General features: G+C 68.6%; 15 protein-coding genes. 12 read left to right on the forward strand and 3 right to left on the reverse strand.

Going from position 1 to position 14,916, the window contains the following annotated elements; all coding sequences use genetic code 11:
* Nucleotides 1-141 precede the first annotated feature (141 nt).
* A complete protein-coding gene (locus BVG12_RS31120) occupies nucleotides 142-1,338 on the reverse strand; it encodes an MFS transporter (RefSeq protein WP_075795783.1) in 1,197 nt (398 codons plus the stop codon).
* Between the two features lie 96 nt (nucleotides 1,339-1,434).
* Here BVG12_RS31120 and BVG12_RS31125 point away from each other — a divergent pair, with 96 nt between their 5' ends.
* The 12 genes from BVG12_RS31125 to BVG12_RS31180 all read left to right on the forward strand — a co-directional run bounded on the left by BVG12_RS31125 (nucleotide 1,435) and on the right by BVG12_RS31180 (nucleotide 12,462).
* Entirely contained in the window at nucleotides 1,435-2,328 is an 894-nt protein-coding gene (locus BVG12_RS31125) for a LysR substrate-binding domain-containing protein (RefSeq protein WP_075795784.1), read from the forward strand.
* A 95-nt stretch (nucleotides 2,329-2,423) separates the two neighbouring features.
* On the forward strand, nucleotides 2,424-2,762 hold the full coding sequence (locus BVG12_RS31130) for a UxaA family hydrolase (protein WP_075795785.1): 339 nt from the start codon (nucleotides 2,424-2,426) through the stop codon (nucleotides 2,760-2,762).
* Nucleotides 2,759-3,988: a UxaA family hydrolase gene (locus BVG12_RS31135; RefSeq protein ID WP_075795786.1), complete on the forward strand. Its 1,230-nt coding sequence runs from the start codon at nucleotides 2,759-2,761 to the stop codon at nucleotides 3,986-3,988. The genes BVG12_RS31130 and BVG12_RS31135 overlap by 4 nt, the downstream gene beginning before the upstream one ends.
* A gap of 1 nt (nucleotide 3,989) precedes the next feature.
* Nucleotides 3,990-4,997 (forward strand): aldo/keto reductase, encoded by a 1,008-nt coding sequence (locus BVG12_RS31140; RefSeq protein WP_075795787.1) that lies wholly within the window; start codon nucleotides 3,990-3,992, stop codon nucleotides 4,995-4,997.
* Nucleotides 4,994-5,860 carry a fumarylacetoacetate hydrolase family protein gene (locus tag BVG12_RS31145; RefSeq protein ID WP_075795788.1) on the forward strand — a complete coding sequence of 289 codons (867 nt, stop codon included), beginning with the start codon at nucleotides 4,994-4,996 and terminating at the stop codon, nucleotides 5,858-5,860. The genes BVG12_RS31140 and BVG12_RS31145 overlap by 4 nt, the downstream gene beginning before the upstream one ends.
* A gap of 102 nt (nucleotides 5,861-5,962) precedes the next feature.
* A complete protein-coding gene (fucP, locus tag BVG12_RS31150) occupies nucleotides 5,963-7,267 on the forward strand; it encodes an L-fucose:H+ symporter permease (RefSeq protein WP_075795789.1) in 1,305 nt (434 codons plus the stop codon).
* Nucleotides 7,260-8,024 (forward strand): SDR family NAD(P)-dependent oxidoreductase, encoded by a 765-nt coding sequence (locus BVG12_RS31155; protein ID WP_075795790.1) that lies wholly within the window; start codon nucleotides 7,260-7,262, stop codon nucleotides 8,022-8,024. Before fucP ends, BVG12_RS31155 begins: the two co-directional genes overlap by 8 nt.
* A gap of 9 nt (nucleotides 8,025-8,033) precedes the next feature.
* A complete protein-coding gene (gene lldD / locus BVG12_RS31160) occupies nucleotides 8,034-9,164 on the forward strand; it encodes an FMN-dependent L-lactate dehydrogenase LldD (RefSeq protein WP_075795791.1) in 1,131 nt (376 codons plus the stop codon).
* 96 nt (nucleotides 9,165-9,260) lie between these two features.
* On the forward strand, nucleotides 9,261-10,271 hold the full coding sequence (locus tag BVG12_RS31165) for a zinc-binding alcohol dehydrogenase family protein (RefSeq protein WP_075795792.1): 1,011 nt from the start codon (nucleotides 9,261-9,263) through the stop codon (nucleotides 10,269-10,271).
* Nucleotides 10,272-10,350: 79 nt separating this feature from the next.
* Nucleotides 10,351-11,265 (forward strand): GntR family transcriptional regulator, encoded by a 915-nt coding sequence (locus BVG12_RS31170; protein WP_075795793.1) that lies wholly within the window; start codon nucleotides 10,351-10,353, stop codon nucleotides 11,263-11,265.
* Between the two features lie 28 nt (nucleotides 11,266-11,293).
* Nucleotides 11,294-12,121 (forward strand): amidohydrolase family protein, encoded by an 828-nt coding sequence (locus BVG12_RS31175; protein WP_075795794.1) that lies wholly within the window; start codon nucleotides 11,294-11,296, stop codon nucleotides 12,119-12,121.
* An 11-nt stretch (nucleotides 12,122-12,132) separates the two neighbouring features.
* A complete protein-coding gene (locus tag BVG12_RS31180) occupies nucleotides 12,133-12,462 on the forward strand; it encodes an L-rhamnose mutarotase (RefSeq protein ID WP_075795795.1) in 330 nt (109 codons plus the stop codon).
* A 7-nt stretch (nucleotides 12,463-12,469) separates the two neighbouring features.
* Here BVG12_RS31180 and BVG12_RS31185 read toward each other — a convergent pair whose 3' ends face one another.
* Together BVG12_RS31185 and BVG12_RS31190 are read right to left on the reverse strand one after the other, a co-directional pair.
* Nucleotides 12,470-13,705, reverse strand: coding sequence for an ABC transporter permease (locus tag BVG12_RS31185; protein ID WP_075795796.1), 1,236 nt, complete (start codon nucleotides 13,703-13,705; stop codon nucleotides 12,470-12,472).
* Nucleotides 13,702-14,910 (reverse strand): efflux RND transporter periplasmic adaptor subunit, encoded by a 1,209-nt coding sequence (locus BVG12_RS31190; protein ID WP_075795797.1) that lies wholly within the window; start codon nucleotides 14,908-14,910, stop codon nucleotides 13,702-13,704. Before BVG12_RS31190 ends, BVG12_RS31185 begins: the two co-directional genes overlap by 4 nt.
* Nucleotides 14,911-14,916 lie beyond the last annotated feature (6 nt).

The following is a 14,916-nucleotide window of genomic DNA, read 5'->3' on the forward strand; positions in this document are numbered from 1 at the left end:
ACGTACGAACTGAAGAAACGCAAGACGCTGTATTTCTTTTATGTTAAGCGGACAGTCGGCGATCAGTTTGCATAAATATGCGGATTATTCACCCTGCACAAAAGCTGTATTAAAAAGGCAACAAGATGGTGTAAGACCCACTCAAGCCGGCGCCAGCACCGGCGCCACGGGCGCCAGCCTGCGCAGGCGCAGCGTGATCGCCAGCGCGACGCCGAGGAGCACGCCCAGCAGCGCCACGACGCCGCCCCAGCCGCCGTGTTCCCACAGCACGCCGCACAGCCAGCCGACGAGGCTGGAGCCGAGGTAGTAGAACGACAGGTACAGCGCGGAAGCCAGCGCCTGCTGCGTGCGGGCGCGCCGGCCCACCCAGCTGCTGGCGACCGAGTGCGAGGCGAAGAAGCCGAACGTGAAGACGGCCATGCCGGCCACGATCAGCACCAGCTGATGGGCCAGGGTCAGCAACAGGCCCGCCAGCATCGTGCCCATCACGGTCCACAGCACGTGGCGCCGGCCCAGGCGGTCGGCGCGGCGGCCGGCCCATACCGAGCTGAAAATGCCCAGCAGGTAGAGCAGGGAGATGCCGCCGACCACGCTCTGGCGCAGTCCGAACGGTGCGCCCAGCAGGCGGAAGCCGATGAAGTTGTAGGCGCTCACGAAGCATCCCATCAGCAGGAACGACAGCGCGAACAGCCAGGGCAGGCCGGCGTCGCCGAAGTGTCTGCGCAGGCCGTGCACCGTCGCCGCCAGGCCGCCCGACGACGGACGGAAGTTGCGCGAGGCCGGCAGGCTGCGCCAGAATTCCCACGCCGCCAGCAGGCCGGCCACGCCCATCACGCCCAACGCGACACGCCACGACAGGAAGTCGGACAGTATCGACGCCGCCATCCGCCCGATCATGCCGCCGAACGCATTGCCGCTGATGTACAGCCCCATCGATGCGCCGAGCGATGCGGGCTCGATCTCTTCGCTGAGGTAAGCCATCGCGACGGCGGGCATGCCGCCCAGCGCGAAGCCCAGCAAGGTGCGCGCGGCCAGCAGTTGGGCGTAGTCGTGGGCGAAGGCCGCCAGCACGGTCATGACGGCGGAAACGACCAGCGCGACGACCATCATGGTCTTGCGTCCCAGGCGGTCGGACAGCACCGACGAGAACAGCAGCGACACGGCCAGCGCGGCCGTCGCCAGCGACAGCGACAGGCTGCTTTTCGCCGGCGTCAATGCGAAATCGTGGGCGAGCAGGGGCATCAGCGGCTGCACGCAGTACAGCAGCGCGAAGCAGGAAAACCCACCGAAGAACAAGGCGCGGTTGGTGCGGCGGTAGGCAGGAGCGGGGCGGGACATGGCGGTGAAAGCGTGAAGTGATGACCCATCCTAGGATTGCCGGAACTGACTGTCCAATATATATTTGTGGCGTTACTTATCGCTTAAACAGATAACATGGAACTCAGGCACCTGCGTTACTTCGTGGCCGTGGCGGAAGAGCTGAGTTTCACGCGCGCCGCCGCCCGGCTGCATATCGGCCAGCCGCCGCTGAGCCAGCAGATCCAGGCGCTGGAACACGAGATCGGCGCGCGGCTGTTCGAGCGCAACAAGCGGCGCGTGCTGCTGACGGAAGCGGGCCGGCTGTTCCTGGCCGACGCCCGGCGCATGCTCGCGCTGTCCGAACAGGCGAAGGAAACCGCGCGCCGGGCCCACCTGGGCGAGGCGGGCGAGCTGCGCGTGGGGTTCACGTTCTCGACGCCGTTCACGCCGCTGTTCGCCAAGGTCGTGCGGCGCTACCGCCAGCAGTATCCCGGCGTGCTGCTGACCTTCCAGGAGATGGCCACGCTGCCGCAGCTCGCCAAGATCGAGGCGCGCGAACTGGACGTGGGCTTCGTGCGGCCGGCCTCGATGGCGCTGCCGTCCACGGTCGCGTTGACGATGCTGCGCCGCGATCCGCTGCGGCTCGTCCTGCCGGCGGACGGCCCGCTCGCGCGCAAAAAGACGATCACCGTGAAAGACCTGGCGGACCAGGCGTTCGTCGTGTTTCCCAAGGAAGCCGGCACGGGCATCTACCACCAGATCTTCGACATGTGCCGCGCCGCCGGCTTTTCCCCAAGCATCGCGATGGAGGCGGGCGAGCCGTCGACGATCATCGGCCTCGTCGCGGCGGGCTGCGGCATCTCCGTCCTGCCCAGTTCCTTCGAAGGGGTCCACATGGAAGGCGTCGTCTACCGGCCGTTGGCGGATCCCGCGGCGACGACGTCGATGCTGCTTGCCCGGCATGCGGACGGCGGCGGTCCGCTGGTCGACGCGTTCGTCGCGCTGGCGCAGGCCGCCGCGCAAGCGTAGTGCGTCATGCTGCAACGCAGCACGGCAAACGCTCGTATGTTTTCAATTTATAGAATACAATCGCCGCATCACGCCTTCCGCTGTAAAGGACCGTCATGCCCAGCACTACCTCGGCGCAGGCCGGCAGCCTGCTTCTCATGTCACGCGAGGACAACTGTCTCATTGCCCGCCTCGACCTCAAGGCCGGCGACACGGTCGTGATCGACGACCGCACCGTGATCCTGCCGGGCGACGTCCGTCTCGGCCACAAGGTCGCGCGCCGCGACCTGGCGCCGGGCGACAAGATCGTGCGCTACGGTGCGATCATCGGCACGGCGACCAGCCGAATCGCGGCCGGTGCGCACATCCACACGCACAACCTGGAAAGCGACTACATCCCGACCTACACCCTCGAGCAGGACGGCCACCACTTCATCGGGAGCAAAGCACCATGACCACCATCGCCACATTGGCCGACGTCGCCCTGACGGGCTTTCCGCGCGCTGACGGGCGCAAGGGGATCCGCAACGTCGTCGTCGTCGCCTACCTCGTCGAATGCGCGCACCATGTGGCGCGGCTGATCGCGGGCGCGTTTCCCGGCCAGCCCGTGCACCTGATCGGCTTCCCCGGCTGTTATCCGAACGAATACGCCGATACCATCATGCGCCGCGTGCTGACGCACCCGAACGTGGGGGCGGCCCTGCTGGTGTCGCTCGGCTGCGAGAGCTTCGACAAGAACGGCGTCGCCAAGGCCGTCGCGGACAGCGGGCGGCCGGTGCACACGGTGACGATCCAGGACGTGGGCGGCACGCGCGCCGGCGTGAAGGGCGGCGTCGAATGGGTGCAATGGGCCGTCGAGGACCTGGCGCGGCAGGAACGCGTGCCGATGCGGCCCGACGAACTCGTCGTGGCGACGATCTGCGGCGGGTCGGACAGCACCAGCGGCATCACGGCCAATCCGGCCGTCGGCGCGGCGTTCGACCGGCTGATCGCGGCGGGCAGCGCCTGCATATTCGAGGAAACGGGTGAGCTGGTCGGCTGCGAATTCCACATGAAGCGCCGCGCCGTCACGCCGGAACTGGGCGACGAGATCGTGCGCACGGTCGAAAAGGCGTCGCGCTATTACACGATCATGGGCCACGGCAGTTTCGCGCCCGGGAATGCGGACGGCGGCTTGACGACGCTGGAAGAAAAGTCGCTGGGCGCCTACGCCAAGAGCGGCGCGTCGCCGATCAGCGGCATCCTGAAACCCGGCGACCTCCCGCCCACGGGCGGCCTGTACCTGCTGGACGTGGTGCCGGACGGCGAGCCGCGCTTCGGCTTCCCGAATATCGCGGACAACGCCGAGATCGTGGAGCTGATCGCCTGCGGCGCGCACGTGACCCTGTTCACGACGGGGCGCGGCTCGGTGGTCGGGTCGGCGATTTCCCCCGTCATCAAGGTCTGCGCCAACCCGGCGACGTACGAGCGCCTGGCGGACGACATGGACGTCAACGCGGGCCGCATCCTGACGGGCCACGCCGGCATCGAGGACGTCGGCACCGAGATCGTCGACCTGATCGCCCGCGTCGCGAATGGCGCATGCACGAAGTCGGAAGACCTGGGCCACCAGGAATTCATCCTCACGTATAAACAGTTCGAGCCGATCGGGCCGGGCTGCCTGCCGTTGAAAGCGGCCTGACATGGAGATCACCGCACTGGGCCTTGGCTGCGCGCAGCTGGGCGGCTTGTACGAACCGATGGCGGAGCTTGATGCGCTGGCGCTCGTCGACGCCGCCTGGGACCTGGGCATCCGCTATTTCGACACGGCCCCGTACTACGGCTTCACCCTGTCCGAGCACCGGCTGGGCGCCGCGTTGCGCGCGCGGCCGCGCGACGCCTACACCATCAGCACCAAGGTCGGCCGCCTGATGCGGCCCGATCCGGGCGTGCGGCCGGGCGAGTGCGGCTGGGCCGCGCCGCTGCCGTTCCGCCCGCGCTACGACTACACGCACGACGGCATCCTGCGCTCGCACGAGGACAGCCTGCAGCGCCTGGGGCTGGACCGCGTGGACATCCTGTACGTGCACGACATCGGCCGCGTCACCCACGGCGAGGAGCATGCGCATTACTGGAACCAGCTGACCGGGGGCGGCGGCTTGCGCGCGCTGGCGCGGCTGCGCGACGAGGGCGCCATCAAGGCGTTCGGCCTGGGCGTCAACGAGTGGGAAGTGGTGGCCGACGCGCTGGACGTGTGCGCGCTCGACTGCGTGCTGCTGGCCGGGCGCTACACGCTGCTGGAGCAGGCGTCGCTGGCGCCGCTGATGGACCGCTGCGCGCGCGCGGGGATGTCGGTCGTCATCGGCGGTCCGTTCAACTCGGGCATCCTCGCGGGCACCAACAAATTCAATTACGAGGACGCGCCCGGCGACATCGTCGAGCGTGTGCGGGCCATCGCCGCCATCTGCCGCGAATTCGACGTTCCGTTGCAGGCGGCCGCGTTGCAATTCCCGATGGCGCATCCGGCCGTCGTGTCGTGCATCCCGGGCGCCCAGAACATCGCCCAGCTGCGCCAGAACGCGCACTGGTTCGACCAGCCGCTGCCGGCCGGACTGTGGGCGGCGCTCCGGGCGGCCGGCCTGCTGGACCCCGCCGCGCCCGTCCCGTCGGCACCGTTTTTTCATGCAACCCGTACCAAAGGAATCCAATGAAACTGCTGCGATTCGGCCCGAAAGGCGCCGAGAAACCCGGTCTGGTGGACGCCGACGGCGTGATCCGCGACTTGTCCGGCGTGCTGCCCGACCTGACCTCGGCCCAGCTGGCCGCCGGCGTGCTGGCCCGTCTGTCCGACGTCGACCCGAGCCGCCTGCCGGCCGTCACCGAACCGGTGCGCTACGCGCCCGTCGTCGCCGACATCGGCAAGCTGATCTGCGTGGGCCTGAATTACTCGGACCACGCCGCCGAATCGGGCATGGCCGTGCCGAGCGAACCCGTGCTGTTTACGAAGGCGACCAGCGCCATCATCGGCTGCAACGATCCCGTCGTGCTGCCGCGCGGCTCCGTCAAGAGCGACTGGGAAGTGGAACTGGGCGTCGTGATCGGCAAGCGTGCGCGCTATGTCGACGAGGCGGATGCCCTCGATCACGTGGCCGGCTACTGCGTCGTGAACGACCTGTCCGAGCGCGAGTACCAGCTGGAGCGCGGCGGCCAGTGGGACAAGGGCAAGGGGTGCGACACGTTCGGCCCCATCGGCCCGTGGCTCGTGACGACGGACGACATCCCCGACCCGCAGCACCTGGACATGTGGCTGGAGGTGAACGGCCAGCGCTACCAGACGGGCAATACGCGCACGATGGTGTTCACGGTCGCGCACCTGGTCAGCTACATCAGCCGTTTCATGACCTTGCAGCCGGGCGACGTCATCAGCACCGGCACGCCGCCGGGCGTCGGCCTCGGCCAGAAGCCCGATCCGGTCTACCTGCGGCCGGGCGACCGCATGCGGCTCGGCATCGCCGGGCTGGGCGAACAGGAGCAGACCGTCCACGCCTGGAACGAGGCGTTGATCGACGGTTGAACAGCGATAGAGTGTAATCAGGCGGTGCGCGTGGGCACGTTTCATTTGCGGCCCCCGGCCTCAAATGCCCACCCTACAGAACCGAACGGAGACTTGGCAGACATGACGGACCCCTCGACGCGGCAGTACCGGTTTTCCCTCGTGATGATCACCACGCTGTTCTTCATGTGGGGATTCGTCCACAACCTCGACCCGATCCTGATCCCGCACCTGCGGCGCTCGTTCAGCCTGACGGTTCTCCAGTCGGCCCTGGTCGATTCGGCCGTGTTCATCGCGTACTTCGTGATGGCGCTGCCGGCCGGCCTGCTGATCCGCCAGGCGGGCTACAAGACGGCCATCATCTGCGGCCTGCTGCTGTTCGCCACCGGCTCGCTGATGTTCATCCCGGCCGCGAACACGCAGCAATACGTGGTGTTCCTGGCCGCGCTGTTCACCATCGCGTGCGGCTTGACGATCCTGGAAACGGCGGCCAATCCGTACGTGACCCTGCTGGGCCGGCCGGAACGGGCGGCGCAGCGGATCAATCTGGCGCAGTCGTTCAACGGCCTGGCGGCCACGCTGGCGCCGATCATCGGCGCGCGCCTGATCCTCGTGCACGGCGCGAACGACGCGCAGCTGGCGGCCATGCCGCTGGCCGCGCGCCAGGCGGCTCTGGCGGCGGAAGCGGCCAGCGTCAAAGGGCCGTACATGGTGCTGGGGCTCGTCATCCTCGCCATCGCCGTCGTGTTCTATTTCCTGAAGCTGCCGGAAGTCGCCGGCGCCCGGGCCGGCAAGGCGCACGCCAAGAGCACCGTCGGCGCCGCGCTGCGGGTGCCGGCCATCCGCCGCGGCGCCATCGCGCAATTCTTTTACGTCGGCGCGCAGGTCTGCGTGTTCAGCTTTTTCATCCTGTACGCCACGAAGTCGGCCGGCGTGTCGCCCGTGACGGCGGCGGATTACCTGGGGTGGGGCTGCGGCATGGCGTTCATGGTGGGCCGTTTCGTCGGCACCGGCCTGATGCGCGTCGTGGCGCCGGCGCGGCTGTTGTGGCGGTACGCGCTGGCCTGCATCGTGCTCGCGGCCGTCGCGATGGTGGCGCAGGGTCTCGTCAGCATCGCGGCCGTGATCGGCATCGCGTTCTTCATGTCGATCATGTTCCCCACCATTTTCTCGCTGGGCCTGGACGGCGCGGGCCACCATGCCGACATGGGCAGCGGCCTGATCATCATGTCCATCGTCGGCGGCGCCTTGCTGCCGCTGCTGTTCGGCTTCGTCAGCGACGTCACGCACAACGTGCAGTTCGGCTACGCCGTGCCGCTGCTGTGCTTCGGCGTCATCGCGTGGTTCGCGCGCGCCGCGCTCGCCCAGGACAGCCGCGCGGCGGGCAAGGCCGCGCCATCTTCCATAGGAGTCACGAAACGTGTTTGAACTGAACGACAAGAAGGCCGTGATCACGGGCGGCGGCAGCGGCATCGGCAAAGCGATCGCCCTGTTGTTCGCGCAGCGGGGCGCGCATGTCCACGTGGTCGACCTGAACGACGCCGCCTGCGTGCAGGTGGTGCGCGAGATCCGCGAGGAGGCCGGGCGCGTCACGTCCCACGCCTGCGACGTGGCGCGCCAGTCCGAGGTGGAGGCGATGATGGCCGGAATCGGCCCGATCGACATCCTCGTCAACAACGCCGGCATCGCCCACATCGGCAAGGCGGACGACACGAGCGAAGAGGATTTCGACCGCGTCATGAACGTCAACGTCAAGGGCGTCTACAACTGCCTGCACGCGGCCATCCCGCAGCTGCGCGCGAACGGCGGCGGCGTCATCGTCAACATGGCGTCGGTCGCCGCGTGGGTCGGCATCAAGGAGCGTTTCGCCTATTCCACCGCCAAGGGCGCGGTGATGGCGATGACGCTGTCGGTCGCCAAGGACTACCTGCAGGACGGCATCCGCTGCAATTCGATTTCGCCCGGCCGCGTCCATACGCCGTTCGTGGACGGCTTTTTGGCGCGGAATTATCCGGGCCGGGAAGCGGAGATGTTCGACCAGCTGTCGAAGACCCAACCCATCGGCCGCATGGCCGAACCGTCCGAAGTGGCCGCGCTGGCGTTATACTTGTGCAGCGACGAGGCGGCCTTCATTACCGGTACCGACTACCCGATCGACGGCGGCTTCGTCACCCTGAACTCTTGAGCCCGCACGATGATCATTTCTTCCGCCACCGATTACCGCGAAGCGGCGCGCCGCAAGCTGCCGCCGTTCCTGTTCCATTATCTCGATGGCGGCTCCGGCACCGAGACGACGCTGCGCGCCAACGTCGGCGACCTGCAGCAGGTGGCCTTGCGCCAGCGCGTGCTCAAGGGATCGGAAACGCTGGACCTGTCCACCGAATGGTTCGGCGTGAAGCACGACCTGCCGCTGGCGCTGGCCCCGATCGGCCTCGCCGGCATGTATGCGCGCCGCGGCGAAGTCCAGGCGGCCCGCGTGGCGGCCGAACGCAATATCCCGTTCATCCAGTCGACCGTGTCCGTGTGCCCGCTGCACGAAGTGGCGGCGCAGTCGGCACGGCCCATCTGGTGCCAGCTGTACGTGCTGAAGGACCGCGGCTTCATGCGCGACTACCTGCGCCGCGCGCGCGCGCTGGGCATCACCACGCTCGTGTTCACCGTCGACATGCCGGTGCCGGGCGCCCGTTACCGCGACGCGCATGCCGGCATGAGCGGCCGCCACGGCCCGCTGCGCCGGGTGCTGCAGGCGATGCTGCATCCGCGCTGGGCGCTGGACGTCGGCCTCCTCGGCCGGCCGCATGACCTGGGCAATATCTCGACCTACCGCGGCCATCCGACCGGGCTCGCCGACTATATCGGCTGGCTGGCCGCCAACTTCGATCCGGGCATCAGCTGGAGCGACCTGCAGTGGATCCGCGACGAATGGCAGGGGCCCATGGTCATCAAGGGCATCCTCGACGCCGACGATGCGCGCGATGCGAAGTCGTTCGGCGCGGACGGCATCATCGTCTCCAACCACGGCGGGCGCCAGCTGGACGGCGCGCTGTCCACGGCCAAGGCGCTGCCGTCCATCGCGCAGGCGGTCAAGGGCGACCTGACCATCTTCGCCGATTCCGGCGTGCGCACGGGGCTGGACGTCGTGCGCCTGCTGGCGCTGGGGGCGGACGGCGTATTGATCGGCCGCGCCTTCGTGTACGCCCTCGCGACGAGCGGCGCGGCGGGCGTGCGCAACCTGCTCGCCATCCTGGAAAAGGATATCCGGACCAGCATGGTGCTCACCGGCGTGCAATCCGTGCGCGCTATCGACCGGACCTGCCTGGCCTGAGCGGCTTGGGGCGATGCGGCGGATGCCGCCGTCGCATCGCGTCCAGCGATGTCTTGAATTTATAGAATACCGACAACAGGGAAAACGATGAATCAGATGAAAAGCGTGGTATGCGAGGCCCCGGGCAAACTGCGGCTGGGTTTCAGGCCGATTCCGACCGCAGCCGGCGACGACGTGCTGCTGCGCGTGCGCCGCATCGGCGTGTGCGGCACGGACATGCACATCTTCCGCGGTACGCAGCCGTTCCTGGCCTATCCGCGCGTGATGGGGCACGAGCTGTCCGGGGAGGTGGTGACGGCGCCCGCCAGCTCGGGCCTCGTGCCGGGCGACGAGGTGTTCGTGATGCCCTACCTGTCGTGCGGCGCGTGCGTCGCCTGCCGCAAGGGCAAGACGAATTGCTGCACGCGGATCCAGGTGCTGGGCGTGCACCGCGACGGCGGCATGGCCGAATACCTGGCCGTGCCCGCGCAATTCGTTCTCAAGACGGAAGGCATTTCGCTGGACGACGCGGCCATGCTGGAATTCCTCGCCATCGGGATGCACGCGGTGCGCCGCGGGGCCGTCGCGGCGGGGCAGCGCGTGCTGGTCGTCGGGGCGGGGCCGATCGGCGTGGCGGTCGCGTTGTTCGCGTCGCTCAAGGGCGCGCAGGTGACGGTGCTCGATGCGCGCGCGGACCGCCTCGGCTTCTGCAAGGATGTGCTGCACGTCGCGCACATCGTGACGGCGGGCGCGGGCGATGCCGAGGCGCTTGCCGCCGTCACGGGCGGCGACTTCTTCGACGCCGTGTTCGACGCCACCGGCAACATCAAGGCGATGGAGCGGGGCCTGGATTTCGTCGCCCACGGCGGCACGTACGTCCTCGTCTCGATCGTGCCGGAACGGATCTCGTTCGCCGATCCCGAATTCCACAAGCGCGAAACGACGCTGCTGGGCAGCCGCAACGCGACCGTGGACGATTTCCGCGACGTGCTCGCGGCGATGAAAGCGGGCCTGGTGCCGACGCGGGCGATGAACACGCACCGCACGACATTGGATGAATTCGTCGATGCGCTGCCGCGCTGGATGGACCCGGCCAGCGGCGTGATCAAGGCCATCGTCGAGGTGTGAATGGAAACGCCATACGCAGCGGCAGGGAGATCCGGTAAAATGACGGATTGTCCACACGGACTGGACGACTCCGGACTTCATGGCCCGACCTCCCACCATCTTCAAGCGCAGCGCGAACCTGCTGCTGCAATATATTGCCGACCACGTGGCGGTCGGCGACCCGCTTCCGACCGAGCAGCACATGGCCGAACTGGGCGAGGGCAGCCGTACGGCGATCCGCAGCGCGCTGGCGCATTTCCACGAGCGCGGCCTGATCAGCGGTCTCAAGGAACGCCGGCTGCTGCGCAAGCCGGTGCGCGCGGACTACTTCGAACTGGACGAGTTGCGCACGGGCGCCGATCGTATCCGCGAAGTGCTGATGGACCGCATCTATCACAGCGACCTGCCGCCGGGCGCGGAGTTCTCGGAAACGGAACTGGCGCGCGCGGCCGGCACGAGCACCATCAGCGTGCGCGAATTCCTGATCGGGTTTTCGCATTCGGGCCTGATCGAGAAGAAGCCGCGCGGCGGCTGGCGCCTGTGCGCGTTCGACCGCTCGTTCGCGATGGAGCTGGCGGACGTGCGCCAGATGTTCGAGTTCGCCGCCATCGATCGCCTGGTCGCGCTGCCGCCGGACGATCCGGCATTCGCCGAGCTGCAGCGGCTGATCGCGCGGCACGAGCAGCTGGGTTCCGTCATGCCCACGCGTCACAAGGATTTTCCCGCGCTCGACCGGGACTTCCACGCCTTCCTGATGGGGCAGTTGAACAACCGCTTCGCGCAAGGCTTCTTCGACCTCGTCTCGCTGGTGTTCCACTACCACTATCAATGGGACAAATCGCAGGAAATGGTGCGCAACGAGTACGCCGTGCGCGAGCACCTGGACATCCTGCGGGCGCTGGCGCGGCGCGACGTCGCGGGGGCGCGCGAGGCGATGCGCATCCACCTGAATTCGGCGCGCAGCAGCCTGCTGCAGGCGATCCGCGTCCGGGAAATGAAGGCGCACCCGGGCTGACGCACGGGCCGGCGCGGGAGGGCATGTGATGCTCGTCGACGCCCACCAGCATTTCTGGCGCCTGGCCGACCGCAACGGCGCCTGGCCGCCCCCCGAACTGGCCGCCATCCACCGCGACGTCCTGCCCGCCGACCTGGCGCCGCTGCTCGGCCGCCACGGCGTGGCAAGCACCGTGCTCGTGCAATCGATGCCCAACGAGGACGACACGCGCTTCATGCTGGACCTGGCGCGGCGCCATCCGTTCGTCAAAGGCGTCGTCGGCTGGGTCGACATGAAGGCGCCCGATGCGCCGGCGCGCATCGCCGCGCTCGCCGCCGATCCGGCACTCAAGGGCTTGCGGCCCATGCTGCAGGATCTCGACGACGACGACTGGATCGCGGACCCCGCACTGGCGCCGGCCGTCCAGGCCATGCTGCGCCATGGCCTCAGCTTCGACGCGCTCGTCCTGCCGCGCCATCTGCCCGCGTTGCACGCGTTCGCGCAGCGTTTTCCCGATCTGCCGATCGTGATCGATCACGGCGCCAAGCCGCTGATCGCGCAGGGCCGGATGGAGCCGTGGCGCGCCGACATCGCGCGGCTGGCCGCGTTGCCGCAGGTGTGCTGCAAGCTGTCCGGGCTGGTCACAGAGGCGGGGCCAGGCTGGGACGTCGAACGCTTGCGGTCGTACGTGGCGCATCTGCTGGCGAGCTTCGGCCCGCAGCGGCTGATCTGGGGCAGCGACTGGCCCGTGCTGAACCTGGCGTCCGATTACGCGGGTTGGCTCGCCGCTTGCGCGGCGCTGCTGGACCACCTGGATGCCACGGACCGGCACGCCATCTTCGGGCTGAACGCCCGCCGTTTCTACCGTATCGATTGAGGAGCTGTCACATGCAAAGAATGGGAATGATGATCGGCATCGCGCCGGACAGGATCGCGGACTACAAGGCGTTGCACGCGGCCGTCTGGCCGCAGGTGCTGGCCCGGCTAAGCGAAGCCAACGTGCGCAACTACACGATCTTCCTGCGCGAGCCGGAGAACGTGCTGTTCGGGTATTGGGAATACCACGGCACGGACTTCAACGGCGACATGCAGCAGATCGCGGCCGATCCGGAAACGCAGCGCTGGTGGACGTTCTGCAGTCCGTGCCAGGTGCCGTTGGCCAGCCGGAAGGAAGGCGAACATTGGGCGATGATGGAGCCCGTGTTCCACATGGACTGACGTCCGCTCAGCCGTCGCTGCGCAGGGCCGCGATCGGGTCCAGCGCGGCGGCCTGGCGCGCCGGATAGACGCCGAAGCCCAGCCCCACCGCCACGCACGCCAGCACCGCCAGCAGCAGGCTGACGGGCGACCACGCGACGGACCACCCGGCCAGCGCCGCGATGCTGTAGGCGGCGACGGCGCCCAGCACCAGGCCCAGCGCGGCGCCGCTGACGGCGATCACGAGCGCCTCGGCCAGGAACTGCTCCACCACGTCGCGGCGGCGCGCGCCCAGCGCCCGCTTCAGGCCCACTTCGCGCCGGCGTTCCAGCACGTTGGCCAGCATGATGTTCATGATGCCGATGCCGCCCACCAGCAGCGACACGGCCGCGATCGAGCTCATGACGATGGTGAAGATGCGCTGCGTCTGCTGGTTCTGGCGGTACAGGCCCATGGGCACGATGAGGTCCGTGTCGTCCACGCCGCCGTGGCGCTGGCGGATCAGCGCCTGCAGCACGCGCGCCGCGTCGTCCGGCGCCACCTTGCCGTCCAGGCGCACGCTGATGCCGTCCACCTCGTCCTCGATGCGGTGGAAGCCGAACCGGGCGCGGCCCGTTTCCCATGGCACGAACAGGCGCTCGTCGTCCAGCCCCAGCTTGACGCCTTCGAATTCGGACTTGCCGGGCGTGCGGTCGGCCAGCACGCCCACCACCTGCAGCCACACGTGGTTGACCTTGACGCGCCGTCCGACGGCCGGCGCGGCGCCGAACAGCGTGTGCGCGAGGCGGGCGCCCAGCACGCACACGGGGGCCAGGGTGGCGGCATCCGGCGGGGCGAGCCAGCGTCCCGCCTGCATCGTCAGGCCGCCGTGCTCCGCGTAGCCCGGCGACACGGCGAAGGCGCGTCCGCTCACGACCTGCGTGCCGACGACCAGCTGGTCGACCTTGATCTCTTTTTTCAGCGCCACCGAGCGGGCGCCCGGCACGACGGACAGCGCCGCGGCGCCGTCGGCCGCCGACAAGCCCAGCGAGCGGGTACGCACGTCCTTCAATTGCTCGGCCTCGATGCCTTTGCTCTCGACCAGCACGTTGTCGAGGCCCAGTTCCGCCACCAGCCGCAGCGCCTCGCGCTTGCTGCCTTCGCCCACGGCCAGCATGGCGACGATGGCGCCCACGCCGAAGATCATGCCCAGCAAGGTCAGGCCGGTACGCAGTTTGCGCCGCCGCAGTTCGGCGACGGCTTCGAGTAACAGTGCACGGTTCATGTGTTCTTGTCCTTGGGCGGCAGCAGCACGATGCGCGCGCCGGACGCCAGTCCGCTCTTGATTTCGCTGCGCACCGGGCCGCGCAGGCCCAGTTCGACCTTGTGCTTGACGGGGACGCCCGCGTCGATCGTGTACACGGCGTAGGCGGCGCCGTCCTGCACCAGCGCGATGTTCGGCACCGTCAGCGCGGCGGCCTTGCTCACCAGCTGCACCGCGCCGTGCAGCGCCTGCCCAGGCTTCAGTCCGAGCTTGCGCGCCGTGCCGGTCGGGACGGCGGCATCGAAGTCGCTGTACTTGACGGGCGATTCGGGCGAGATCGTGCTGGCGCTGCTGCCGACCCGCGTCACGAGCAGATCCAGTTCGGTTCCCGTGCCGGCCAGGCGCACGCGCACGGGCAGGCCCGGTTTGAGGCCGTACGCCTGGCCCTCGGCCACGCTGAAGTGGGCCACGAGCTGGTCGAGATCGGGCAGGGCGCCGAACGGCTCGCCGGCCATCTGGTTCGCGCCGACCTGCGCCTTGGTGCCGTCCCAGCGCGCGGCCAGCAGGAACACGCCGTCGTGCGGCGCCACCAGTTCCAGCGATTCCAGGCTCGTGCGCTGTTGCGCGGCGTTCTGCAGCACGCTGTCGCGCTGCGAGCGCAGCACGGCGTCCTGCGCGGCGGTGCGGGCCTGGACCTGGCCGCCTTTCCAGTCCAGGTAGGTGCGCTTCTGCGTGAGGAAGCCGACGTCGGCCAGCGCATCGAGGATCGTGTTGCGGGCGAAGACGGAAAGATCCACGCCGGCATAGCGTCGGGAGAGGCCGAGGTCGTCCTCGACCTTGGCGCGGTCGCCGGCCAGGACGCCGCGTTCGACGGCCGCGTTCTGGCGGTTGGCTTCCTCGGCCAGCGTCTTGCGCAGCAGTTCGATGTCGGCCTGCGACAGTTCCGCGCGCGCTTGCGGCGCGTCGAAGCGGGCCACCACCTGGCCTTTCGTGACGCTGCTGCCGTCGGCCACCATGTCGACCAGCACCCGGGTCGTCCAGGCGCTGCCGGGCACCGCCAGCGGCGTGTCGGTGGCGGCCTTGATCTCGCCGTCGGCGTCGAGGGTTTCGGTCCACGCGCGCGCGGCCAGGGTCTCGCCGGGACCGGCGGCCGTCGGCGCCGCGCTGTCGCAGCCGGACAGCAGGGCGGCCACGAGCAGCGCGGCGGCGGCGTAGAGATGCGGCATCGGAGG

The organism is Massilia putida (genome assembly GCF_001941825.1).
Lineage (GTDB): Bacteria > Pseudomonadota > Gammaproteobacteria > Burkholderiales > Burkholderiaceae_D > Telluria > Telluria putida.

What these genes read in the sequence shown, in the direction of transcription:
- BVG12_RS31120 (WP_075795783.1), bottom strand. Translation starts at nt 1,338, where the DNA reads ATGTCCCGCCCCGCTCCTGCCTACCGCCGCACCAACCGCGCCTTGTTC.
- BVG12_RS31125 (WP_075795784.1), top strand. Translation starts at nt 1,435, where the DNA reads ATGGAACTCAGGCACCTGCGTTACTTCGTGGCCGTGGCGGAAGAGCTG.
- BVG12_RS31130 (WP_075795785.1), top strand. Translation starts at nt 2,424, where the DNA reads ATGCCCAGCACTACCTCGGCGCAGGCCGGCAGCCTGCTTCTCATGTCA.
- BVG12_RS31135 (WP_075795786.1), top strand. Translation starts at nt 2,759, where the DNA reads ATGACCACCATCGCCACATTGGCCGACGTCGCCCTGACGGGCTTTCCG.
- BVG12_RS31140 (WP_075795787.1), top strand. Translation starts at nt 3,990, where the DNA reads ATGGAGATCACCGCACTGGGCCTTGGCTGCGCGCAGCTGGGCGGCTTG.
- BVG12_RS31145 (WP_075795788.1), top strand. Translation starts at nt 4,994, where the DNA reads ATGAAACTGCTGCGATTCGGCCCGAAAGGCGCCGAGAAACCCGGTCTG.
- fucP (WP_075795789.1), top strand. Translation starts at nt 5,963, where the DNA reads ATGACGGACCCCTCGACGCGGCAGTACCGGTTTTCCCTCGTGATGATC.
- lldD (WP_075795791.1), top strand. Translation starts at nt 8,034, where the DNA reads ATGATCATTTCTTCCGCCACCGATTACCGCGAAGCGGCGCGCCGCAAG.
- BVG12_RS31165 (WP_075795792.1), top strand. Translation starts at nt 9,261, where the DNA reads ATGAAAAGCGTGGTATGCGAGGCCCCGGGCAAACTGCGGCTGGGTTTC.
- BVG12_RS31170 (WP_075795793.1), top strand. Translation starts at nt 10,351, where the DNA reads ATGGCCCGACCTCCCACCATCTTCAAGCGCAGCGCGAACCTGCTGCTG.
- BVG12_RS31175 (WP_075795794.1), top strand. Translation starts at nt 11,294, where the DNA reads ATGCTCGTCGACGCCCACCAGCATTTCTGGCGCCTGGCCGACCGCAAC.
- BVG12_RS31180 (WP_075795795.1), top strand. Translation starts at nt 12,133, where the DNA reads ATGCAAAGAATGGGAATGATGATCGGCATCGCGCCGGACAGGATCGCG.
- BVG12_RS31185 (WP_075795796.1), bottom strand. Translation starts at nt 13,705, where the DNA reads ATGAACCGTGCACTGTTACTCGAAGCCGTCGCCGAACTGCGGCGGCGC.
- BVG12_RS31190 (WP_075795797.1), bottom strand. Translation starts at nt 14,910, where the DNA reads ATGCCGCATCTCTACGCCGCCGCCGCGCTGCTCGTGGCCGCCCTGCTG.